This window comes from Paenirhodobacter ferrireducens, assembly GCF_004022265.1.
Taxonomy (GTDB): domain Bacteria; phylum Pseudomonadota; class Alphaproteobacteria; order Rhodobacterales; family Rhodobacteraceae; genus Rhodobacter; species Rhodobacter ferrireducens.
The window spans coordinates 1-21,272 of sequence record NZ_SAVB01000019.1 but is presented as its reverse complement, the minus strand read 5'-3'; the positions used below and the strand labels follow the sequence as shown (position 1 = coordinate 21,272).

19 protein-coding genes and 4 pseudogenes are annotated in these 21,272 nt (G+C 65.0%); 10 read left to right on the top strand and 13 right to left on the bottom strand.

The window, feature by feature from the left end:
• Window positions 1-47 precede the first annotated feature (47 nt).
• A complete protein-coding gene (locus tag EOW65_RS13480; RefSeq protein WP_128150262.1) occupies window positions 48-983 on the bottom strand; it encodes a nucleoside hydrolase in 936 nt (311 codons plus the stop codon).
• Window positions 984-1,139: 156 nt separating this feature from the next.
• Here EOW65_RS13480 and EOW65_RS13475 point away from each other — a divergent pair, with 156 nt between their 5' ends.
• Window positions 1,140-1,919 carry a hypothetical protein gene (locus EOW65_RS13475; protein ID WP_128150260.1) on the top strand — a complete coding sequence of 260 codons (780 nt, stop codon included), beginning with the start codon at window positions 1,140-1,142 and terminating at the stop codon, window positions 1,917-1,919.
• Between the two features lie 51 nt (window positions 1,920-1,970).
• Here the strand turns inward: EOW65_RS13475 and EOW65_RS13470 are convergent, their stop codons facing one another.
• Both EOW65_RS13470 and EOW65_RS13465 read right to left on the bottom strand, forming a co-directional pair.
• A complete protein-coding gene (locus EOW65_RS13470) occupies window positions 1,971-2,975 on the bottom strand; it encodes a Fe(3+) ABC transporter substrate-binding protein (RefSeq protein ID WP_128150258.1) in 1,005 nt (334 codons plus the stop codon).
• A 172-nt stretch (window positions 2,976-3,147) separates the two neighbouring features.
• A complete protein-coding gene (locus tag EOW65_RS13465) occupies window positions 3,148-5,004 on the bottom strand; it encodes an ABC-F family ATP-binding cassette domain-containing protein (protein WP_128150444.1) in 1,857 nt (618 codons plus the stop codon).
• A gap of 212 nt (window positions 5,005-5,216) precedes the next feature.
• Between EOW65_RS13465 and ndk the strand changes: the two genes are divergently transcribed.
• On the top strand, window positions 5,217-5,639 hold the full coding sequence (ndk, locus tag EOW65_RS13460) for a nucleoside-diphosphate kinase (protein WP_121534187.1): 423 nt from the start codon (window positions 5,217-5,219) through the stop codon (window positions 5,637-5,639).
• 22 nt (window positions 5,640-5,661) lie between these two features.
• Here the strand turns inward: ndk and EOW65_RS13455 are convergent, their stop codons facing one another.
• The 5 genes and pseudogenes from EOW65_RS13455 to EOW65_RS13440 form a co-directional block, all read right to left on the bottom strand.
• Window positions 5,662-6,018 (bottom strand): TfoX/Sxy family DNA transformation protein, encoded by a 357-nt coding sequence (locus EOW65_RS13455; protein ID WP_128150256.1) that lies wholly within the window; start codon window positions 6,016-6,018, stop codon window positions 5,662-5,664.
• Window positions 6,019-6,143: 125 nt separating this feature from the next.
• The gene (locus EOW65_RS20400) at window positions 6,144-6,278 is read right to left on the bottom strand and encodes a hypothetical protein (RefSeq protein WP_276319603.1); all 135 of its coding nucleotides are present in this window, start codon (window positions 6,276-6,278) and stop codon (window positions 6,144-6,146) included.
• Between the two features lie 133 nt (window positions 6,279-6,411).
• Window positions 6,412-6,915, bottom strand: a complete 504-nt coding sequence (locus tag EOW65_RS13450) for an RrF2 family transcriptional regulator (protein WP_128150254.1) — start codon at window positions 6,913-6,915, stop codon at window positions 6,412-6,414.
• Between the two features lie 333 nt (window positions 6,916-7,248).
• On the bottom strand, window positions 7,249-8,349 hold the full coding sequence (locus EOW65_RS13445) for a hypothetical protein (protein ID WP_128150252.1): 1,101 nt from the start codon (window positions 8,347-8,349) through the stop codon (window positions 7,249-7,251).
• 64 nt (window positions 8,350-8,413) lie between these two features.
• Window positions 8,414-8,554 (bottom strand): annotated as a pseudogene (locus EOW65_RS13440) (transposase); the annotation flags it as partial.
• 96 nt (window positions 8,555-8,650) lie between these two features.
• Between EOW65_RS13440 and EOW65_RS20295 the strand changes: the two are divergent.
• The 4 genes and pseudogenes from EOW65_RS20295 to EOW65_RS13435 form a co-directional block, all read left to right on the top strand.
• Window positions 8,651-9,109, top strand: a pseudogene (locus EOW65_RS20295) (IS3 family transposase); the annotation flags it as partial.
• Window positions 9,108-9,228: pseudogene (locus EOW65_RS20290) on the top strand (IS3 family transposase); the annotation flags it as partial. The pseudogenes EOW65_RS20295 and EOW65_RS20290, both read left to right, overlap by 2 nt.
• Window positions 9,224-9,325 (top strand): annotated as a pseudogene (locus EOW65_RS20490) (IS481 family transposase); the annotation flags it as partial. The pseudogenes EOW65_RS20290 and EOW65_RS20490, both read left to right, overlap by 5 nt.
• 62 nt (window positions 9,326-9,387) lie before the next feature.
• Window positions 9,388-9,909: a Hint domain-containing protein gene (locus tag EOW65_RS13435; protein WP_128150250.1), complete on the top strand. Its 522-nt coding sequence runs from the start codon at window positions 9,388-9,390 to the stop codon at window positions 9,907-9,909.
• Here the strand turns inward: EOW65_RS13435 and EOW65_RS13430 are convergent.
• Window positions 9,906-10,760 carry an NAD(P)H-hydrate dehydratase gene (locus EOW65_RS13430; RefSeq protein WP_128150248.1) on the bottom strand — a complete coding sequence of 285 codons (855 nt, stop codon included), beginning with the start codon at window positions 10,758-10,760 and terminating at the stop codon, window positions 9,906-9,908. The genes EOW65_RS13435 and EOW65_RS13430 overlap by 4 nt on opposite strands.
• A gap of 61 nt (window positions 10,761-10,821) precedes the next feature.
• Window positions 10,822-11,457, bottom strand: a complete 636-nt coding sequence (locus tag EOW65_RS20280; RefSeq protein WP_164880101.1) for an NAD(P)H-hydrate epimerase — start codon at window positions 11,455-11,457, stop codon at window positions 10,822-10,824.
• Window positions 11,458-11,657: 200 nt separating this feature from the next.
• Between EOW65_RS20280 and EOW65_RS13420 the strand changes: the two genes are divergently transcribed.
• The 4 genes from EOW65_RS13420 (at window position 11,658) to EOW65_RS13405 (ending at window position 14,803) form a co-directional block, all read left to right on the top strand.
• Entirely contained in the window at window positions 11,658-11,996 is a 339-nt protein-coding gene (locus tag EOW65_RS13420; RefSeq protein ID WP_113901462.1) for a P-II family nitrogen regulator, read from the top strand.
• 55 nt (window positions 11,997-12,051) lie between these two features.
• On the top strand, window positions 12,052-13,461 hold the full coding sequence (gene glnA / locus EOW65_RS13415) for a type I glutamate--ammonia ligase (RefSeq protein WP_128150244.1): 1,410 nt from the start codon (window positions 12,052-12,054) through the stop codon (window positions 13,459-13,461).
• 108 nt (window positions 13,462-13,569) lie between these two features.
• Window positions 13,570-14,094, top strand: a complete 525-nt coding sequence (locus EOW65_RS13410) for a hypothetical protein (RefSeq protein WP_128150242.1) — start codon at window positions 13,570-13,572, stop codon at window positions 14,092-14,094.
• Between the two features lie 133 nt (window positions 14,095-14,227).
• The gene (locus EOW65_RS13405) at window positions 14,228-14,803 is read left to right on the top strand and encodes a YceI family protein (protein ID WP_121534667.1); all 576 of its coding nucleotides are present in this window, start codon (window positions 14,228-14,230) and stop codon (window positions 14,801-14,803) included.
• A gap of 431 nt (window positions 14,804-15,234) precedes the next feature.
• Here the strand turns inward: EOW65_RS13405 and EOW65_RS13400 are convergent, their stop codons facing one another.
• Genes EOW65_RS13400 through EOW65_RS13390 form a run of 3 tightly spaced genes read right to left on the bottom strand, consistent with a single transcriptional unit; the run spans window position 15,235 to window position 20,918 of the window.
• Window positions 15,235-18,129: a type I restriction endonuclease subunit R gene (locus EOW65_RS13400; protein ID WP_128150240.1), complete on the bottom strand. Its 2,895-nt coding sequence runs from the start codon at window positions 18,127-18,129 to the stop codon at window positions 15,235-15,237.
• A 9-nt stretch (window positions 18,130-18,138) separates the two neighbouring features.
• The gene (locus EOW65_RS13395; protein WP_128150238.1) at window positions 18,139-19,353 is read right to left on the bottom strand and encodes a restriction endonuclease subunit S; all 1,215 of its coding nucleotides are present in this window, start codon (window positions 19,351-19,353) and stop codon (window positions 18,139-18,141) included.
• On the bottom strand, window positions 19,350-20,918 hold the full coding sequence (locus EOW65_RS13390) for a type I restriction-modification system subunit M (RefSeq protein ID WP_128150236.1): 1,569 nt from the start codon (window positions 20,916-20,918) through the stop codon (window positions 19,350-19,352). Before EOW65_RS13390 ends, EOW65_RS13395 begins: the two co-directional genes overlap by 4 nt.
• Window positions 20,919-21,272 lie beyond the last annotated feature (354 nt).

Here is a 21,272-nt window from a genome sequence, read left to right as displayed (position 1 = left end):
GACGGCCGCCTTTCGCTGGCAAAAGATGCCCGCCGGAGGCGCCGCGCTCACAGCCGCGCCAGCCTCTCGGTGAGCAGGGCATAGAAGCCCTCGGCATTCGCGCGGCCGACGAAATAGGCGTTCGGTTCGCGGTCGGTCACCCGCCACCAGTCGGCGACGGTCATCCCCATCGTCAGCTCGGACACGGTCTCGATCTCGACATTGATGTGGCGCCCCTCGAAAAGGCCCGGCTCCAGCAGATAGGCGATGACACAGGGGTCGTGCAGCGGTGCGCCTTCCGAGCCGTATTTCTCCATGTCGAAGCGCTCGAAGAAATCGGTCCAGCTTGCCACCGCATGGCCCACCGGCGTGCCAAGCCCGCGAAACGCCTCGATCCGGGCGCGATTGGTCAGCACCTGATGCGTGGCATCGAGCGGCAGAACCACCAGGGGCACACCGGAATGAAACACGATTTCCGCGGCTTGCGGGTCGACGTGAATGTTGAACTCGGCGGCGGGGGTGGTGTTGCCCACCTCGAAATAGGCGCCGCCCATCAGCACGATCTCGGCGATCTTCGGGGCGATGTCGGGCGCCTTTTGCAGCGCCGTCGCGATGTTCGTCAGCGGCCCGAGCGGGCATAGCGTGACCGTGCCCGCAGGTTCGCGCCGCAGCGTCTCGATCAGGAAATCGACGGCATGGCCCGGCTGCAGCGCCATTGCGGGCTCGGGCAGCGCGATGCCGTCGAGCCCGGTCTTGCCATGCACATATTCGGCGGTGACGAGCGGACGCACCAACGGCCGGTCGCAGCCCGCAAAGACCTTGATGTCGCCGCGCCCCGCCAGCTCGCACACCACCCGCGCGTTCTTCGCGGTCAGCGGCAAGGGCACATTGCCCGCGACGCAGGTGATGCCCAGCACCTCGAGCTCGGGGCTTGCCAGCGCCAGCAGGATGGCGACGGCGTCGTCCTGGCCGGGGTCGGTGTCGATGATGATCTTGCGGGGCATGGCAGTCTCCTTCGGCGGGCAGAGTGTCGCAGGGCGCGGCCGAAGTCCATCGTCCGCCGCCCCGCCCGGGCCCAATCTTCGCCACATTCAATGGTTAACGATGAGTCATACGGCGCCGGTTTCCGGCCCGGACCCAGAAAAAGAGCAGGCAGGCAGATGCGGACGAACGATCATCATGTGTTTCTCTCGATGCCGGGCACCGGGGCTCTTGGGGCCACCTTGGCGCGCAGCCTGGCCGAGGGGCAGGACGCGCTCACCGCGGCCGGGCTCGGCCGGGCGGTGCTCGGGCCGGTGGCCTCGGGGCGGGTGCATGTCGACGAGACGATCTGCGGTCGTGCCGCCGCGGGGATGGAGAATTTCTTCCCTCTGGCCGAGGCACGCGCCTTCGCCTTCGCCCGCAAGATCCGCGGCCCGGTCGGCCGGCTGGTGCTGCCGATGCTGCCGCTCGATGCCCTCTATCCGAAGCTCTGGCGGGCGCAGGCCGCGCGTCGCGAGATGCCGGCCTTCGACGCGCTTGCCCCGCATCTGCTGGCCGAGCCGCGCGGCTGGTTCGATCTGGTGTCAGAGCTGATCGCGACGCTTGCACCGCGCGAAACCATCCTGCTGGTCGACCCGACGCCGGCCGAGGCGCTGGCGGCGCTGTTGCCCGAGGCGGGGCTTGTCGCGCCGGTCGCGGTCGAACCCGAGCTGCCCGACACCGCGCTTGCGATGCTGCAGCGGCTGCACCGCAGCGGCATCACCTTGCCGGCACGGCAGCTGTCGCGCCTGGTCGCCTTCCATCTGCGTCAGCCGCAGCCCGCGCCGATCGCTGCCTTCTCGGAACTTGACGCGGCGCGCCTGCGCCGGCAGTTCGCGGCCGATCTCGACCAGCTCACCGGGCTGCCCTGCGTGCGCGTCGGCGCCGCGCCGCAGCCGGTGGTTCTTGCCGCTGAGTGAGCCCGGAACAGGAAAAGGCCCCGCCGAAGCGGGGCCTTTGAGTTCAGTCGGTTAGCCGTCGAAGTTCACGCTTTCGATGAGCTTCAGCGCCGTCGGGCGCAGCTTCGCCACCTCGACGAGGCCAAGCGCGTCCGGGGTGAACTCGCCCCAGCTTTCGACCAGCGCCGAGCGCGGCACGCCGGGCTTCACCGGGAATTCGTTGTTGGTCTCGGCATAGATCCGCTGCGCCTCGTCCGAGGCGAGGAATTCCATCAGCTTCAGCGCCGCCGCCTTGTTCGGGGCCGCCTTGGTCATCGCCACGCCCGAGATGTTCATATGCGTGCCGCCGCCCTCGAACACCGGGAAGACGATGCGCACCGCGGCGGCATAGTCCTTCTCGACCGGGTCGGCGACCATCTGCCCCATGTAATAGGTATTGCCGAGCGAGATGTCGCATTCGCCGGCCCAGATCGACTTCACCTGGCTGCGGTCGTTGCCCTCGGGCTTCTTCGCGAGATTGGCCTTCACGCCCTCGAGCCAGCTGCGCGTCGCCTCTTCGCCATGATGGGCGAGATAGGCCGCGGTCAGCGCGACGTTGTAATCGGCGGTGAAGGGGCGGGTGCAGATCCGGCCCTTCCACTTCGGATCGGCGAGATCCTCATAGCTCGTCACCTCGCCGTCCTTCACCCGGTCGCGGCTCGCGTAGACGATGCGGGCGCGGGTGGTCAGGCCGAACCACTGGTGGCCCGGGTCGCGGAACTCGGCCGGGATCGCGGCGTCGAGCGCCGGATCCTCGACCGGCTGGGTGACGCCGGCATCGACCACCTGCATCAGCCGCGCGATGTCGACGGTCATCACCAGATCGGCGGGCGAGCGCGCGCCCTCGGCCACCAGCCGCTCGACCATGCCCTTGTCGACGAAGGCGACGTTGACGTCGATGCCGGTTTCCTTGGTGAAGGCGTCGAAGAGCGGCTGCACCAGCTCGGGCTGACGGTGGGAATAGACGTTGACCTCCTCGGCAAGCGCCGGGGTGGCGGCGAGCGCCGTGGTCAGGGCCAGAAGGATGCGCGCGGTCATGGGTGACTCCTTTGGTCAGGTTTGGCGCCGGTTTAGGGCAACAGGTGCCCCCGGGTCAATACCTGAGTGAAGAAATCAGAAATCCGGCGCGGAATGGCGACGGCAGAGGGGGCGCTGCCCCCGCGGCTGCGCCGCCCCCCGAGGTCTTTGGGGCAAGATGAATGGCAGGGGCTCAGCCGGCCGCGACGGCGGTCTCGAGCGCTTCGAGGGCCTCCATCCACAGCTCCTCAGCGCGGGTCATCGCGTCGCGCGCCTCGGCATGCTTGCGCAGCCACTTGTCACGCTCGGCTGCGCGGGAGGCGTCGTAAAGCTCTGGGTCTGACAGCTTTTCGTCCAGCTTTTCAATCATTTCCGCAAGCTTGTTCACGCGCTCCTCACATTTGCGCGCCTCCGCGCGCAGGGCAAGGATGGCGTCGCGCGAGGGACGCACGGGCTTGTCCTTCGGCTTCGGCGCGGGCTTGTCCGCCGGATCGCCCGCCAGCAGCTCGGCGCGGTATTGCTCGAGATCGCCGCCATAGGGGGCGACGGCGCCGCCCTTCACCAGCCACAGCCGGTCCGCGGCCAGGCTGAGCAGGTGCATGTCATGGCTGACCAGAACCACCGCGCCCGAATAGGCGGTCAGCGCCTCGACCAGCGCCTCGCGGCTTTCGATGTCGAGGTGGTTCGTCGGTTCGTCGAGGATCAGCAGATGCGGCGCGTCGATCGTGGCCAGCAGCAGCGACAGACGCGCCTTCTGCCCGCCCGAGAGCTTGCGCACGATGGTCTCGGCCTGATCGGCGAAAAGGCCGAAGCCCGCTAGGCGCGCGCGCAGCTTCGTCTGCGGTTCCTCGGGGTGGAGCCGCTGCAGATGGGTGAGCGGCGTCGCGTCGAGGTCGAGCTCGTCGACCTGATGCTGGGCGAAATAGCCGATGCGCAGTTTCGACGAGCGGGTGATCGACCCTTCGGAGGCCTGAAGCTTGCCGGCGAGCAGCTTGGACAGGGTGGATTTCCCCTCGCCATTGCGCCCCAGAAGGGCGATCCGGTCGTCCTGGTCGATGCGCAGAGAGAGCCGGCGCAGCACCGGCTTGCCGTCATAGCCGACGGCCGCGCCCTCCATCGCGATGATCGGCGGGTTCAGCGTCTCGGGCGCGGGGAAGGAGAAGGCGACCTTCGCCGCCTCTTCGGGCGCGGTGATCGGCTCCATCTTCTCGAGCATCTTGACCCGGGCCTGGGCCTGCGCGGCCTTGGTGGCCTTCGCCTTGAAGCGGTCGACGAAGCTTTGCAGATGGGCGCGGCGGGCGTCCTGCTTCTTCGCCTCGGCCATCAGGGCGGCACGGGCGGCGGCGCGCTGGCGGGCGAACTGGTCGTAGGGGCCCTGCCACAGCGTCAGCTTGCGGTTCTCGAGATGCAGGATCGAGCCGACGGCGCGGTTCAGAAGTTCCCGGTCGTGGCTGATGATGATCACCGTATGCGGGTATTTCACCAGATAGCTTTCGAGCCAGAGCGCGCCCTCGAGGTCGAGGTAGTTGGTCGGCTCGTCGAGCAGCAGCAGGTCGGGCTGGGCGAAGAGCACGCCCGCCAGCGCCACGCGCATCCGCCAGCCACCGGAGAAATCCGAGCAGGGGCGACGCTGCGCCTCGGTGTCGAAGCCGAGCCCCTTCAGGATCGCCGAGGCGCGGCCTTCGGCCGACCAGGCGTCGATGTCGGCCAGCCGGGTCTGGATCTCGGCGATGCGGTGCGGATCGGTGGCGTGGGCGGCCTCCTCCATCAGCGCGGCGCGCTCGGTATCGGCAGCGAGCACGGTGTCGATGAGCGAGGTCGCCGACGAGGGCACCTCCTGCGCCACACCGCCGATGCGGGCCTGCGACGGCAGGCTGATCTCGCCGCTTTCCAGCGCGAGCTCGCCCCGGATCAGGCGGAAGAGCGTGGTCTTGCCCGCGCCGTTCGCGCCGACGAGGCCGACCTTGTGGCCGTCGGGGATGGTGGCAGAGGCGCCCTCGAACAGCGGGCGGCCCTCGACGGAATAGGAGATGGTGTCGATCTTCAGCATGGCCGAGCCATGCCCGAGCGGCGCGCGCGCGTCAACGGGGGCGCGGGGGCGGCTTGCGCGAAATGGTATGGCTGTCATGCAGATATCGCGTTTTGCCGTGATACCTGCCCGAAAGACGGGGTTTTCTTCGCCGATTCCCCATGCTAGCAGGCGCCAGACCAAAACCTGACCGGGCGGACAGCCCCCGGTCCCCTCCCAGAAAGGCTTCTTTCATGGCCATCGAACGCACCCTCAGCATCATCAAACCCGATGCGACCCGCCGCAACCTGACCGGCAAGATCAATGCCAAGTTCGAGGAAGCGGGCCTGCGCATCGTCGCGCAGAAGCGCATCCGTCTGTCGCTCGAGCAGGCCGGCAAGTTCTACGAAGTGCACAAGGACCGTCCGTTCTACGGCGAGCTGTGCGAATTCATGGCGTCGGAGCCGGTCGTCGTGCAGGTGCTCGAGGGCGAAGGCGCGATCGCGAAGAACCGCGAAGTGATGGGCGCCACCAACCCGGCGAACGCCGCCGACGGCACCATCCGCAAGGAATTCGCGCTGTCGATGGGCGAGAACTCGGTGCACGGCTCGGACGCGCCGGAAACCGCCGCGGTCGAGATCGCCTACTTCTTCTCGGGCCTCGAACTGGTCGGCTGAGCCGGATCCGGTTCGCGGCGCCTCAGCGCCGCAGCCCCACGCCAATCTCGTCAAGGGCCGCTTCCAGCCGGAGGCGGCCCTTGTCCTGTCCGGCGCTGCCTGCTGCGGGGGCGCGGGCCGCGGCCTTGATCGCGTCGAAGCGGATCCGCAGCGCGTCCTTCTCGGCGCCGCGGCAATCGTTCCAAGGGCGGCCCTGCAACGCCATCACCAGCGCGTAATATCCGATGAAATGGGGCGGGTTGCCGGCCACCAGCCAGGCCGAATAGGCGGCGTCGGCACCGATCTCGATCAGCGTCTCGGCATCTGGGATGCCGGCGCGCGCGAAGCCCTCCGCGGTCGCGGGGCCGATGCCGGCGATGTCGGTGAGGGGGCGGGGCATGGCGGGCTCCTGCGCAAGATGGCGCAGTCTCGCCGAAGGGGCGCCGGGGCACAAGCCATCTCGGGCAGGGGCTGGCGTGAGGGGCGGGCGCGGGCACCGGTCCTGCGCGCGCCCGGGTCAGGCGGTCAGATCGCCGCCCAGTCGGTGATCTTCACCGGTGCGCCCTGCTGCACGGCCGGGGTCGACTGGGCCTGTTGCTGCGGGGCGGGTTGCGCGGACGGGGCGGGCTGGGCCGCGCCCGACTGTTGCGTGGTCTGCATCTCATGCCTCATGGAACGCCGTCATGCCTCGACATGAGGCAGTTTGAAAACGGCGAGACGTTGGCGGGAGGTAGGCTGGAGCGACCATTCGGTCAAGCGAAGTTGCGCGTTCCGCTGCCGCCTCGCGAGGATGTTACAGCCCGGCCACGGCCTCGTCGGGGCCTGAGTCCTGCGGCTGGCCGCACAGCGAGATCGTGCGCTCGGAGGGCAGGCTGAGCAGCCGCTCGAGCGCGGCATTGTCGACCACGAGATCGGCGAGCGTGCAGCTGTCGAGCGAGGCATAGAAGGCCTCGAGCGCCTTGCCGAGGGCCACGCGGAACAGGCAGGCCTCGCTCAGCGGGCAGGTGTTCGCGGCGGCGTCGAAACATTCGGCGAAGGGCAGGGTGGCCTCGAAGGCGCGCAGCACCTCGCCGACGCCGATCTCGGCCATCGGCCGTGCCAGCCGCAGCCCGCCCGACCGGCCGCGCTGCGTCTCGATGAAGCCGCGCTGCGCGAGGGTGTTGACGACCTGCGCGAGGTGGTTTTCCGAGGCGTTGCAGGCGGTGGCGATCTCGTGCTTGCGCACGATCCGGCCGGGATTGACCGCACAGCACATCAGCGTGCGCATGGCCAGGTTGGTTCGCGTCGTCAGTCTCATGGCAAGGCCCTCTGTTCAGCATCCCATAGGCGAAACCGGGCCGGCGCGATTTGACCCAGATCAGATATCCGCGATGCATGATTTTTCAGGGGGGAGAGGCGAGGGGACGCGCTTGCCGCGGCGCCAAGGGGGGGAGCGGCCCGTGAGGTTGCGGTTGCACTTGCATAAACCGGCGGCTGCCGCCGTTCGCTGCCCTCCATGGGGAATGATGCGATGCGCAGTTTGTGGACATCGCTTCTCGCCAGCGGGCTCCGCCCCGCCAGGCGTTCGTGGGTCCTTTCGAAGCCAGGCCGCCCGTTGCGTGGCATAGCGGCATTGTCGAATCGGCCAGGCCTAGGGTTTGGGCACCGCGCCCAGCGCGGCACCGCCTTGGACCGACAGCAACGTGATCCCCTCGGGCGTCAGGCCGAAGCCCGCCGATTTGCCGTGAAAATAGAGCTCATCGCCGGGCATTGCCCGTTTGGCGATCTCGACCGGCATGTGGCACAGGTCGAAGCGGCGCCCGGTCGCGGGGTCGAGCTCGATCACCACCTTCGCGCCGCAGAACCTGAGGCCCGACCGCGGCTTTGCGGAGACCACCCGATAAGACCGGGTCTCGGGTTTCGCGTCGAGCACGGCATTGGCAAGGATCGGCAGGCCGCGCTCGGGAAGGGCGATGCAGATAAGCCCGTTGATCACGACGAACACCAGCACCAAAGGCCCCTTCGCCCGGAGATGATCGATCAACGTCCGGCCATTTGTGATCGGCTGTGTCGCGATCAGGAGGCAAAGCGGCAGAGACGCCAGAAGAGCGCTCAAAGGCAGATATTTGCGGTTTGCCTCGATGATCTCTGGATCGGGAATGACACGGCCAAGCAGGAACGCATAGGCTGCGAAAAGGCCGAGCAGAAGGGTTGCGAAAGACACGATCCGGAGCGCGCCGCGCAGGACCGGAGGCAGGTAAGCGGGCCCGTTGACGATCTGTGGCCTGGGCACCACGACCCGGGGCGGCGCTTTCACACCCTTGGGGTAGGCGAGACCGGGATAGATGAAGACGACGCAGAAGAGGACGGCGAAGATCAGCGTCATCGGGAAAAGCGCATCGCGCGGCAGGAAGCCGAACAGCAGAGCTTCCGGCCTCTTCTGCGCGACGGCAGAGCCGAGCAGAAGGGTAAGCAGCACGAGACTGGCGCCGAAACGGATCGGACCGCGCAGGTGGGGCCTTGCGCTGAGCTCGACGAACTGGCGCAACATCCCCGACATCACGAATATCAGACAGGCCAGAAAGGCCGCAAGCACCATCGCGCCGACGATCAGAGCCTTGGACAGATCGCCGTGCAGGACGTGAAAAATGGCGGCCCGAACACCCGCCCAGGCGATTCCGAACAGCGCAAGCCCGCTGACTGCCGAGACCGTCGCGGTGAGAAGGGAAATGTATTTTTTTGCGTTAAGCATTGAGAAACTCTCAGCGGCCCTGCGACGCCTAGCCTCTAGGGACCATACTCATTGAATTTCATAGTCAGAACAAGACGGTTGCGGCGAGGAGGATGGCGGATAAGACGGTCTGTGTGCAACGGCCGTATCGCGTGGTGACACGCCTCCAGTCCTTCGACCGCCCGAACATGATCTCAATGCGGCTGCGCCGTTTGTAGCGGCGCTGTTGCCGAAGTCTGAGGTGGCTGCAGAAATCTGAACAGCCGGGATAAGTGGATTTTCCGCGCAACAGTGGCATGATGCTGCAAGCGAGGCGAAGAGCATGGCAAGACGACCGCGCCGGAACCACAGCCCGGCTTTCAAGGCGAAAGTGGCGATGGCCGCGATCAAGGGCGAGAGTGAGGGGGAGCGTGGCCCCAATGGGGCCGCGTGAGCCCCCGAAGGCTGATCGAGCTGGCACAGGATTTTGACGCTCACCCGAACCAGATCAAGCGCGGGGCGCGATCCGCGGCTTGACGGCGCGACCGGGGGGGGGGCGGCGAAGCCCCGAAGGCAGAGGCCGCCCCCGTGATCGACGTGAAGCCCCTGCACGCGAAGACTGGAGAGCTGACGCTGGAGAACGATTTTTGTCCGGCGCGCTCGGCAAGGCGGGTCTGTTGCCGAGCGGAAAAAGATGATCGATCCTGCCGCACAGCTGAGCGTCAGGCGCCAGAGCATCGTTCTGGGGATCAGCCGGGGCAGCGTTTATCACAAGCCCCGCCCGGTGACGGCCGCGACCCTGGTTCACACGGCGTGTCCTGGCATGGCGGGGGTCGATGACGCTGGAGGCGGGTTTTTGCACTGAGGCTGTCGAGGAAGCACAGGCGCGACACGGCGCCCGAGATCTTCAATACGGATCAACGGGCTCACACCCTAGGAATACATCTGCAAGATCTGGACATCCGAGCCCGGCAGATTCATCCTAAACCCGATCTACCAGATGCAGGGACTGAACACCTCGTCCCGAAACAAAGCCGAAAACGGCGCGTCTTCAAAGGCACAACGAGCAGGACAGACCCGATGGACAGGCCCCATTCGGGACGGCAGTTGCAGGGGGCGCCCGCGCCCGGCAGCCGTTCCGCCATAGTTTTCGCCCCTCATCCTGGCGTCGGCGCCAGTCTTGCCGGCATTGCGCTCGGCACCCGGGTGGCGACGCTCGACGGGCTTTTGCCGGTCGAATATCTCGGTCCGGGCGACCGGGTCATCACCCGCTCGGGCGTGTGTCGGCTGCGCGCCGCGACGGCGATGCCGGCGCGGCGCGGGCTCGTGCAGATCTCCCCCGGCGCGCTCGGCCATGATCGGCCCGAACGTGCGCTGTTGCTGGGCGAGGGCACGCAGGTGCTGCTCCGCGACTGGCGGGCCGAGGCGCTCTTTGGCCGCAAGGAGGCACTGGTCGAGGTCTCGCGGCTGATCGACGGGCAGTTCATCGCCCGTGAGGGCGCCGAGAAGGTGCGCCTGTTCGCCCTGCATTTCGACGCGGCCGAGGTCATCTATGCCGACGGCGTCGAGATCGGCTGCGCGCCGCTCGTCGCTATGGTCTAAAGCAGGATCGCGCGGAACACCTTCGGCAGCTCGTCGGGCAGATCCTCGGCGATCAGGCCGGGGCCGAAGCTGCGCGCCGCCTCGACATGCAGCCAGGCGCCGGTGCAGGCTGCCTCGTAGGCGGAGAACCCGCGCGCGAGCAGGCCGGTGAGGATGCCGGCCAGCACATCGCCCGCGCCCGCGGTGGCGAGCCAGGGGGCGGCGCGCGCGCCGGTGGCCAGATGCAGCGCCGCCTCGCCGCTGGGCGCCGCGATCGCCGTTTCGGCGCCTTTCAGCAGCACCGTGCAGCCCGCCCGGTCGGCTGCCGCGCGCGTGGCCTCGACCCGGGTCAGAACCCCGGCGGCAAGCGCCTTGGCGAGGTCGGGGAAGAGCCGGGCGAACTCGCCCAGATGCGGGGTCAGCACCACGTTCTCATGCAGCTGGGCAAAGAGCTGGCCGGGCTCGGCGGCAAAGGCGCTGAGCGCATCGGCGTCGAGCACGGTCGCGCGTTTCGCCCAAAGGGCGGCGGGCACCATCTCCTGCGCGCGCGGCAGGCCAAGCCCCGGACCCAGCAGAAGCGCGTTCAGCCGCGGGTCCTGCAGCTTGCCGCGCAGGCTGTAGCCGTCGGGCAGGGCGGCCAGCATCACCGCGGTCAGCTGGGCGGCGTTCTCCGACACCGCGGCCTGTGGCGGCAGCAGCGTGACGAGCCCCGCGCCGACCCGCAGCGCGGCGCGCGCGGCCAGCCGCGCCGCCCCGCCGTGGCCGACGCCGCCCGCCAGCACCAGCGCATGGCCATGGCCGTATTTGTGGGCCTCGACAGGCTTGCGCAGCGCGGCGCGCATCTCTTCGGTCAGGGTGATGTGGCGGATCATGTCGGGACTCCGGCGATGGCTCGCGCGCAGGGGCGGGCAGGGAAGGTGAGGAAAGGGTGAATCACAGTCCGATGTCCACGGTCGTGACGGCAAGGCCTGCGGCGCGCAGGGAAGGGTGCACGGGTTTCTCGAGGTGGAAGGTGACCACAAGATCGCAGGCCGGGACGACCTGCGGAGGGGCGTCGGCAGCAAGACCGGAGGGGATGTCGATCGCGACGCGTTTCCACCCCTCGGGATGCGCGGCGACGATCTGCCCGGCGGTCGCCAGCATCTGGGCCGCGGCGGCAGGCAGCGGCGGGCGAAAGCCGAGGCCATAGAGAGCGTCGATCACCACCCCGGCACGGCACTCCGTCCAGTCACCGGCTGCAAGCGCCGCTGCGGGCAGGGCATGCGCTGTGGGGGCGGCGCTCCAGGCCTCGGCATTCGTCCGGGCATCGGGCGGCAGCCGCTCGGGTGTGCCCAGGAGATAGGTCGCGACGCGCCAGCCGCGGGCGGCCAGCCGCCGCGCCACGACAAAACCGTCACCGCCGTTGTTGCCCGGCCCGCACAGGACCACGGCGCAGGGCGGCGCGGCCGCGGCCGCAAGTGCCGGCCAGGTCTCGAGGATCGCCGCCACCACCCCTGCGCCCGCCCGCTCCATCAGTGCAAGGCCGCTGACCCGTCCGGCCTCGATTGCCGCCCGTTCGACGGCGCGCATTTGGGCAGATGTCAGAATTTCTGCCATAATCCCCTCGAACTGTTTTCTTTTCGCCGCTATAATGCGCCACATGCACAAAAACTGTGCGACGCATTGTGAATTGCCGGACGGCTCGACCCGGCTCCAGCCTAGCCGATTGCGAGCCCGGCTGGAAAGTGGTCAGTGAGGTTCGGCTAGACCTGAAGGGGGGAGTCGGCGGTATGAAAAAGGTTGAGGCGATCATTAAGCCCTTCAAGCTCGATGAAGTGAAGGAAGCGCTTCAGGAAGCCGGGATCCAGGGGCTTTCGGTGATCGAGGTGAAGGGGTTCGGCCGGCAGAAGGGCCATACCGAGCTCTATCGCGGCGCCGAATATGTCGTGGATTTCCTGCCCAAGGTGAAGATCGAGATGGTGCTGCCCGACGAGATGGTCGAGGCTGCCGTCGAGGCGATCATCTCTGCGGCCCGCACCGAGAAGATCGGCGATGGCAAGATCTTCATCTCCCCCGTGGAACAGGCGATCCGCATCCGCACCGGTGAAACCGGCGACGACGCGGTCTGAAAATTCAGGGCCGTTGGCCCGGATACCCAATGCTCAAAGGAAAGGGTTATTTGCAATGAGCGCAGTCAAGAAAGCTCTCGAACTGATGAAGGCGGAGGAAGTCGAATACGTCGACGTCCGCTTCACCGACCCGCGCGGCAAGCTGCAGCACGTGACGCTGGTGGCCGACCTCGTCGACGAGGACTTCTTCGAGGAAGGCTTCATGTTCGACGGCTCGTCGATCGCCGGCTGGAAGTCGATCGACCAGTCCGACATGAAGCTGATCCCCGATGCGGCCTCGGTCTACATCGACCCCTTCTATGCCGAAAAGACCATGTGCGTGCATTGCGACGTGGTCGAGCCGGACACCGGCGAGGCCTATGAGCGCTGCCCGCGTCAGGTTGCCCACAAGGCCGAAGCCTATCTGAAGTCTTCGGGCATCGGTGATGCCGCCTACTTCGGCCCGGAAGCCGAATTCTTCATCTTCGACGACGTGCGCTACTCGGTCACTCCGGCCAAGGTCGGCTACGAGATCGACGCCGAGGCTGCTGCCTGGAACACCGATACCCTGATCGAGACCGGCAACCTCGCGCATCGCGCCGGCCACAAGGGCGGCTACTTCCCGGTGAACCCGGTCGACGAAGCCCAGGACCTGCGTGGCGAGATGCTCTCGACCATGAAGCGCATGGGCATGAAGGTCGACAAGCACCACCACGAGGTCGCGACCTGCCAGCACGAGCTGGGCATGATCTTCGGTGGTCTGGTCGAACAGGCCGACAACATCCAGAAGTACAAATACGTGATCCACAACGTGGCCCACGCCTACGGCAAGACCGTGACCTTCATGCCGAAGCCGATGAAGGGCGACAACGGTTCGGGCATGCACGTGAACATGTCGATCTGGAAGGACGGCAAGCCGCTCTTCGCCGGCGACAAATATGCCGATCTGTCGCAGGAAGCGCTGTACTTCATCGGTGGCATCCTGAAGCACGCGAAGACGCTGAACGCCTTCACCAACCCGTCGACGAACTCGTACAAGCGTCTGATCCCGGGCTTCGAAGCCCCGGTGCTGCGCGCCTATTCGGCCCGCAACCGCTCGGGCTGCGTCCGTATTCCGTGGACCGAATCGCCGAAGGCCAAGCGCGTCGAAGCCCGGTTCCCCGATCCGGCGGCCAACCCCTATCTCGCCTTCGCGGCGCTGATGATGGCCGGCCTCGACGGCATCAAGAACAAGATCGACCCGGGCCCGGCCTCGGACAAGGACCTCTACGACCTGCCGCCGGAAGAACTGGCCGCGATCCCGACCGTCTGCGGCTCGCTGCGTGAGGCTCTGGAAGCGCTGGAAGCCGATCACGACTTCCTGCTCGCCGGCGACGTGTTCACCAAGGGCCTGATCGAGGGCTACACCGCGCTCAAGTGGGAAGAAGTCTACGCCTACGAGCACACGCCCCACCCGATCGAGTACCAGATGTACTACTCCTGCTGATCCCGTCCGGGACAGCGAGAGAAAGGGCGCCCCTCGGGGCGCCCTTTTGCGTTGCGCCTTTCCTGCATCTCGGGTCTCATCCCGGTCATTTCCGGCATGAGGCATATGATGTTTTCCCATTTCATTCGTGGTTTCGCGGTGGCGCTGATGCTGCTCGGGGCGCTGCCACAAGCGGGGCACGCAGGCGGGCGGCGAGGGCAGGCGACCGTCGGCGACTATCTCGTCGGCTGGCTCACGCTGCCCCGCCCGGCGGGCGAGCGCGCGGATGTGCTGCTGTTCACCTTCGTCTGGAAAGACCCGGTGCCCTCGAGGGGCGTCAGCGAGGCCGACTGGGCCTTCGAGGCGCAGCGGCAGGGCACGGATGTCTATACGCTCAAGCAGATCATGGGGCGCGAGGTCTATCGCCCGGCGCGCGGCGGCGTGGCGATCTGCACGGCGAGCGCGGTCGCGAAGGGGCTGTGCGGGCGCAAGCTCGGGCTGAGCGAGGCGAAGCGCGCCGAGATCGCGGCCTCGGTGCTGCGCGTCGACGGCCGCTGCACCGCCGCGCCCTTCGATCCGGCCTTCAACCGGCGGATGTCGAATGCGGTCGGAGCGGTCGATCAGATCGTGGTGTTGCGCGCGAGCTGTCGGTGAAAGGGCGGGAAATCGCCTATTCCGCCCCGGTTATGAGCGGCTGCGCACAGATTCTGTTTGGATCTGTGGAATTGAGCCGACCCTGCCGCGGCGGCATCTTGGTGCCATCCCATGCAACACGGAGTCCTCCCGCATGAAATCGCTTCTTCTCGCCGCCGGCCTCGCCCTCGGCCTTGCCACCGTCGCTGTCGCCGAGCCGGTCGAATATGACCTCGACCCGAGCCACAGCCAGATCGTCTTCCACTACAGCCACCTCGGCTTCTCGACCACCACCGGCATGTTCTCGGGCTTCAACGGCAAGATCATGTTCGACGCCGAGAAACCGGCCGACAGCTCGGTTGCCGTCAGCTTCCCGGCGAAGTCGCTGTTCACCGGCTGGGACGAGCGCACCGCGCATTTCCTGACCGAGGACTTCTTCGGCGCCGACAAGAACCCCGACATCACCTTCAAGTCGACCTCGATCGAGGTGACCGGCGAGAAGACCGGCAAGATCACCGGCGATCTGACGATGAACGGCATCACCAAGCCGGTCGTGCTGGACGCCACGATGACCCAGATGGGCGAACACCCGATGATGAAGAAGCCGTGGGTCGGCTTCGAGGCCACCACGACGGTCAAGCGCACCGATTTCGACATGGGCATGTATGCGCCCTATGTCGGCGACGACGTGACCATCGCGATCTCGATCGAGGCCGCGAAGGCCGAGTAATCGCTTCGGGGCGGCATCGGAAACGGCCGTGGGGGAGACCCCGCGGCCGTTTTCGTTTTCCGCAGCCAGCCTGACTGTGGTCGCGAGGCTTGGCGGTGCCGGGGCGCGGGGCACGGCTGCTGGAGCTTGCTGAAGGCGGGGCCGAGTCGCGCTGAGGCGGGGCGGGCGAAGATCCGCTTGCGGTGATGCGATCTGCGCCGGCGGCACGCCTGTCCGGAATGCTCCGGCCACCGCGCGAAATTCCGCGCGCGCTTTTCCGCGCCCTGCCACAACGCCCCAAGATGCCGGGGACCCGTTACGGGAACTTACTGATATATCAGGAGAAAGTGGCGGAGAGATAGTCTGGGAAATAAATAACGTAAATTATTGAATTTATTTAAATTAATTTATATAAAAAATTATCGTACCACACTTCGTACCACATAAGAGCATCAGTCCTCGTCGATCTCGCCCATGTCCTCGTCGAAGGTTTCCAGGAAGTCGGCCAGCCGGGAGATGATCCTCTCCGCTGTTGCCTTGCGTTTCAGAATGCCCGGCGCCTCCTCCATGATGGCGACGATTTCGTCGGTCATGGGCCGCTTGCCGGAGAACTGGTAGGCTTCCAGCAGGGCGGTGAAACCTGCGGGATCCAACCTTTCCTCGCTACAAATCACCCCGAAGGCGGCTTCCCGCTTTTGGGCCCAATAGTCGCAGAAGCCCTCGCGCACCTGATCGGCGTTCTTCATTGTCGGCAGGTAGCTCGCAATGAATTCTTCGATCAGTTCACGCTTGCTGCGCAGCCGCGGTTCAGAGTTGAGCAGATCCAGAACGGTCTTGGTCTTCTTTGCCGCGTCGTCATCGTCTTCGGTATCGTCACGCGACGCTGCGACCGAGGCCAGCAGCGCGAGGATATAGGCCACGTTGATATTGTCGCGCCGGATCAGTTCCAGCTCGAAATCAACTTCGTCGAGGATCGATGCCTTCGGATCGTCCGGGCTCGCCTCCTTCATCCGGTCGTAGACGTCCAGGTACTTGCTCTTGAAATCTTCGAACCGCTGCGGGTCGAGCATCAGGTCGCCGTCGTTGAATTCGGTGAAACTGGTCAGCACGTTGCGGATCCGGATCAGCTCGCGAAAAGCGCGCACGAAGGCGAGGATGTCGTCTTCGGATTCCAGCCTGTCCACCGCCGCGGGCGAGGGCACGATCTTCAGCAGCTCCATCGCCGCCTCGTTGAAGCGATCGACATAATCCTGATAGGGCGCGACCAGGATCGTCTCGTCGGCGTCCTTGTTGGAAAACAGCGCAATCGCCTCGTCGACCTTTTCCTTCAGGTTGCGGAAGCAGACGATATTGCCCTGCGACTTCTTCGAGCCGAGCGTCCGGTTGGTGCGCGAAAACGCCTGGATCAGCCCGTGATAGCGCAGGTTTTTGTCGACGTAGAGCGTGTTGCAGGTCTTCGCATCGAAGCCGGTGAGGAACATGTTCACCACCAGCAGGATGTCGATCCCCTCTCCGGGCACGAAATCCTTGCGGTCACGGGCCTTCATACGCTTCGCCAGCGCCTTGTAATAGACGTAGAAGGCGTTGCCGTCCTTCACGCTGTTGCCGGTGCCGAACATCGCGTTGTAATCGGACACATAAGCCGCCAGCTTGTCGCGGCTGTGCTGGGTTGCCGGATTAACCGGGCCGCCGGTCACGTCGGGCTCCCCGATCAGCCCGTTGGCGTCCTCGTCTTCCTCGTTGGCGGCGAAGGTGAAAATTGTCGCCACCTTCAGATTGTGCGCACCGGCGGCCTTCTTGCGAGCGAAAGCGTCATAGGTTCGCGTCAGAGCCTCGACCGAACTGCAACACATGATCGCCGAAAAATCGCGATTGTGGGTCTTGCGGTCGTGATTCTCGATGATCCAGTCAACCACGCCGTCCATCCGCTTCTTGCTCTCGAAGAATTCCTTGAGGTCGAGCCCGGTCACTTCCTCGTCGGTCAGCTCGGCGCCGTCCTTGCCCCGCAGCTTGCCCCAATATTCGACCGAAAAGCGCAGCACGTTCTCGTCGCGGATCGCGTCGGTGATGACGTAGCGGTGCAGGCAGTCACTGAACAGCTTTGCCGTCGTAAGGTTTCCGATCGCGTTCTCCTTGAGGATCGGCGTGCCGGTGAAACCGAACATCTGCGCCTTCGAGAAGAACGCCACGATATTCTTGTGCGTATCGCCGAACTGGCTGCGGTGGCATTCGTCGAAGACGAAGACGATCCGCTGGTCCCTCAATTCTTCCATCGCAGCCGCATGGCGTTCGCGGGTGATCGCGGTGTTCAGCTTCTGGATCGTGGTGACGACCAGCTTCACCTCGGGGTCGGCCAGCTGGCGCACCAGCGCGGCGGTGTTGTCCGTCCCGTCGACCGAGCCGGGCGAGAAGAAGTTGAATTCCCGCGTGGTCTGGTAATCGAGATCGGCGCGGTCCACCACGAACACGACCTTGGCCACCTTCGGGTTCTCGACGATCACCTGACTCGCCTTGAAACTGGTCAGCGTCTTGCCCGAGCCGGTGGTGTGCCAGATATAGCCGTTCTTGCGCCCCTTCATCACCCGGTCGAGGATCCGCTCGACCGCGTAATACTGATAGGACCGCAGCACCATCAGCACCTGGTCGCTTTCGTGCAGCACCACATATTTGGCGATCATCTTCGAGACGAAGCATTTCTCCAGAAAAGCGTCGGCAAAGGCCTCCAGCCGCGTGATCGGCGCGTTTTCCTCATCGGCCCAGAAGAAGGTCTGCTTGAAATCCTGATGCCGGTTGTTGGCGAAATACTTGGTGTTCACCCCGTTCGAGATCACGAAAATCTGCACGTATTGGAACAGCGCGCTTTCGGCCCAGAAGCTGTGCCGGTGATAGCGGTTGATCTGGTTGAAGGCTTCCTTCAGCTCGACCCCGCGCCGCTTCAGCTCGATCTGCACCAGCGGCAACCCGTTCACCAAGAGCGTCACGTCGTAGCGGGTCTTGTAGCTGCCTTCCTGCACCACCTGATGGGTGACCTGATAGCGGTTGCGGCACCATTCCCGGCCGTTGAAGAACTGCACGTAGACGGTCGAGCCATCGTCGCGGGTCAGCGCCATCCGGTCGCGCAGGGTTTTCGCCTTGTCGAAGGTGGAGCCCTTGGACAGGTGGTTCAGCACAGCCCGGAATTCGCCGTCCGAGAATTGCAGCCCGTTATGCGCCTGCAACTGCGCCCGCAGGTTGGCCTGTAGCGCCGCGGCATCCGGGATCTCGACCTTGGCCCAGCCAAGGTCACCCAGCCGCTCGATCAGCGCGGCCTCGAGCTGGGCTTCGGATTGCACGGGGCTGGAGGTCATGGGCTTACCTTAAACGAAGAGCTTTTGCAGGAGGCCCTTCTTGAAGGCCTCCAGTTCGGAAATCTTGCGGGCGGTGGCGTCGATCTTGGCATCCAGCACCGAGAGCGCGGCGGCGATCTTGCGTTGTTCGTCGGGGTGGGGAATTTCGACGGTAAGCGATTGCAGTTGCGAAGGATACAGGTGGACGACCGAAACCCCTTGTCCAAGATTGGCGATCTCTCGGCGACGCGCGTTGTTCAGATAATAGGCGAGAAAGTCGCCATCTACAGACGAGCGCAGAACATTTATGTCACCGCCAAGCGCAACCCCTCCGAGCTCGACGCAACAGGCTCGCGCCATATCCATGCGATCCTCCCCGGAGGCGGGAATGATGACGTCGCCGGGCTTGCTCAGAAATAGCGTCTTGGGGTCTTCGTTGGTTCTGGAAATGACCTCAGAAATCCGCTCGTGATAGTGCGTGTAGATCTCTCCGTAGCGAATGCAGGGCAACGCACCATCTTCTAAGATATCGGCCTTCGAGATACCTTTGCCTTTGAAAAAGCGTGCCACATTCCCCAGCCGCCGCTCCTGCCAAGCCGGGAAGGCGCTGCCGTCGTCGCGCCTGAAGCGCAGCTCGCGCGAGAACAGGCGCTGCATCAGCCCGCGCTTGTAATCCGTGAGCGCCCCTTTCTTCTCCTTGAGAAGCACGATCTTGCGCGACGCCGTGTCGAGGAAGCCCGCGATTTTCCGTTGTTCGTCACGAGACGGAATACGCGCCTTGAGCTTCATGAATGCATCTTGGCCGAGCGTCTTGTTGCGACCCGCCCCACCCGGAGATGCCATCTCAAGAAGAGCCTTACCTCGCGGTGTCAGCAGCAACTCGCGGATGAAGTGCAGATCGCTCTGTCCATTCTTCGCCGAGAACATCGGAAACCGATGCGAAGCAATGAAGCCCTCTTCGCCCTCGGAAGTCAGCGCGACAGCCTGTTCCCAGGCAAAGACGATGTTCAGAACAAGCGTATCCGGGATGACCTCAAACACGCGCTTGTCGCCCAACTCGCGCCCAGATACTGGATCCTTGTGAAAAACTCCACGGCCGTGAGAACGAACGCCAATTTCGCGGTATTCCGCGTCGGGATCGACTGCGATAGGCTTGCTTTCGCGTTCAAGCAGGCTCGAAAAAGGCTTTGTCTGCCACTCCCCCGCAAACCCCGGAAAGCGCAGCTCTGGCACCGCCCCGCTCACAGCGGCGCCTCCAGCCCCAGCTCGGCGCAGAACGCCGCCAGTTCCTTGTCGATGTCCTGCATCTCGACGTTTATCGCCGCCACCCGGGCGCTGACCGCCTCCAGATCCACCCGCGCCTCGGGCTCGAACGTGTCGACATAGCGCGGGATGTTCAGGTTGAATTCGTTCTCCTCGATCTCGGCGCGGCTGGCGCGATGGACAAAGCGCGGCTCTTCGGCCCGGTCGCGATAGGCCGCGACGATCCGCGCCACGTCGCCCGTGCCCAGCGTGTTCTGGTTCTTGCCCTTCTCGAAACAGGTCGAGGCATCGACGAAGAGCACGTCGTCCGCCTCCTTGCATTTCTTGCACACCAGGATGCAGGTCGGAATGCCAGTGCCATAGAAGATGTTCGCCGGCAGTCCGATCACCGCGTCAAGCCAGTTGCGCTCGATCAGGAATTTGCGAATATCGCCCTCTGCGCCACCGCGGAACAACACCCCATGCGGCAGGATTACTGCCATGGTGCCGTCCTCGTCCAGATGATGCAGCATATGCTGGACGAAGGCGAAATCGGCCTTGGACGCCGGGGCGATCCGGCCGAACTCGGCAAAGCGGTCGTCGCTCTCGAAGATCTTCGCCGCCGACCATTTCGCCGAGAACGGCGGGTTGGCCACGATCGCCTCGAAGGTCCGGCCGATGTGCTGGGGATGTTCGAGCGTGTCTTCCTGCGCGATGTCGAAGGAGGAATAATGCACCCCGTGCAGGATCATATTCATCCGCGCGAGGTTGTAGGTGGTGCGGTTCAGCTCCTGCCCGAAGAAATCACCGACCGTCTTGTTGGCGTTGGAATAGTTCAGCTCGCGCGCGACCCGCAGCAGCAGGGAGGCCGAGCCGCAGGTCGGATCATAGACCGAGCGCAGGCGTTTCTTGCCGGTAGTGACGATCTTCGCCAGCACGGTCGAAACCTGCTGCGGCGTGTAGAACTCGCCCGCCTTCTTGCCCGCGCCAGAGGCGAACTTGCCGATCAAGTATTCATAGGCGTCGCCCAGCACGTCGGAGTCGGTATTGCCGAGCTGGAAGTCGATCGCGTCGAGATGGCCAAGCACTTTCGAGATCAGCGCGTTGCGCGCCTCATTCGTGCGCCCGAGCTTCGAGGAGTTGAGGTCGAGGTCTTCGAAGAGGTTGATGAAATCCTCCTCGGACTCGTTGCCCATGGTAGATTTCTGGATGTTGTCGAGCGTGTCGGCGAGGTCTTGCAGGATGAACCCGCCCGGCTGCGCGCCGCGCTGCGCCACCGCCGAGAACAGCTCGGACGGCGAGAGGTAGTAGCCCAAGGCCTCGACACAGGCGTCCTTGACGGCGGCCAGCACGTCGGCCTGCGCGGTCTCGTCCAGCGTGGCGAAGGTCAGTCCCTCGGGTTTCAGCAGCTCCTGGTCGACATAGAGGTGCAGACGCTCCGAAAGGTATTTGTAAAAGATGAAGCCCAGGATGTAGTCGCGGAACTCATCCGCATCCATCCGCCCCCGCAGCTCGTTAGCGATGTCCCAGAGCTTCTGCTCCAGCTTCTTTTTCTGTTCGTCGGTCACATCGAATTCCTGTTTCGGCTGCCGTCACGGGCATTCGCAGCCTTCAATAACGCTTTTTGACGAGTTTCTGGGAGAAAGGTAAGACGGTCAGGGCAAATTTCGCCAGAGATCTCGCCTGTCCTTTCAGCTTGTATCTCAATCGAGGTGCCCATTGCACAACGCGGATAGTTTAGGTGGTCAGACCATGCCTGCCGCGAACCTCGCGGCGTTATGTCGGCGTGGCCCCCTGAGCTACTCCCGATCCCTTGGACAGTTTCCGGGATGATTTAAGCTACTCTCTGCGCCTGCTGGTCGGTTTCGATCTGGTTGAAGTAGACCACGGCGGGCGGCTTTCCGCCATGGGCGGCGTGGGGC

Coding starts and splice junctions, on each gene's coding strand:
- EOW65_RS13420 (WP_113901462.1), top strand. CDS start 11,658: ATGAAAAAGGTTGAGGCGATCATTAAGCCCTTCAAGCTCGATGAAGTG.
- EOW65_RS13465 (WP_128150444.1), bottom strand. CDS start 5,004: ATGCTGAAGATCGACACCATCTCCTATTCCGTCGAGGGCCGCCCGCTG.
- EOW65_RS13470 (WP_128150258.1), bottom strand. CDS start 2,975: ATGACCGCGCGCATCCTTCTGGCCCTGACCACGGCGCTCGCCGCCACC.
- ndk (WP_121534187.1), top strand. CDS start 5,217: ATGGCCATCGAACGCACCCTCAGCATCATCAAACCCGATGCGACCCGC.
- EOW65_RS13450 (WP_128150254.1), bottom strand. CDS start 6,915: ATGAGACTGACGACGCGAACCAACCTGGCCATGCGCACGCTGATGTGC.
- EOW65_RS13430 (WP_128150248.1), bottom strand. CDS start 10,760: ATGATCCGCCACATCACCCTGACCGAAGAGATGCGCGCCGCGCTGCGC.
- glnA (WP_128150244.1), top strand. CDS start 12,052: ATGAGCGCAGTCAAGAAAGCTCTCGAACTGATGAAGGCGGAGGAAGTC.
- EOW65_RS20280 (WP_164880101.1), bottom strand. CDS start 11,457: ATGCGCGCCGTCGAACGGGCGGCAATCGAGGCCGGACGGGTCAGCGGC.
- EOW65_RS13455 (WP_128150256.1), bottom strand. CDS start 6,018: ATGCCCCGCCCCCTCACCGACATCGCCGGCATCGGCCCCGCGACCGCG.
- EOW65_RS13410 (WP_128150242.1), top strand. CDS start 13,570: ATGTTTTCCCATTTCATTCGTGGTTTCGCGGTGGCGCTGATGCTGCTC.
- EOW65_RS13435 (WP_128150250.1), top strand. CDS start 9,388: ATGGACAGGCCCCATTCGGGACGGCAGTTGCAGGGGGCGCCCGCGCCC.
- EOW65_RS13405 (WP_121534667.1), top strand. CDS start 14,228: ATGAAATCGCTTCTTCTCGCCGCCGGCCTCGCCCTCGGCCTTGCCACC.
- EOW65_RS13480 (WP_128150262.1), bottom strand. CDS start 983: ATGCCCCGCAAGATCATCATCGACACCGACCCCGGCCAGGACGACGCC.
- EOW65_RS13475 (WP_128150260.1), top strand. CDS start 1,140: ATGCGGACGAACGATCATCATGTGTTTCTCTCGATGCCGGGCACCGGG.
- EOW65_RS13400 (WP_128150240.1), bottom strand. CDS start 18,129: ATGACCTCCAGCCCCGTGCAATCCGAAGCCCAGCTCGAGGCCGCGCTG.
- EOW65_RS20400 (WP_276319603.1), bottom strand. CDS start 6,278: ATGCAGACCACGCAACAGTCGGGCGCGGCCCAGCCCGCCCCGTCCGCG.
- EOW65_RS13445 (WP_128150252.1), bottom strand. CDS start 8,349: ATGCTTAACGCAAAAAAATACATTTCCCTTCTCACCGCGACGGTCTCG.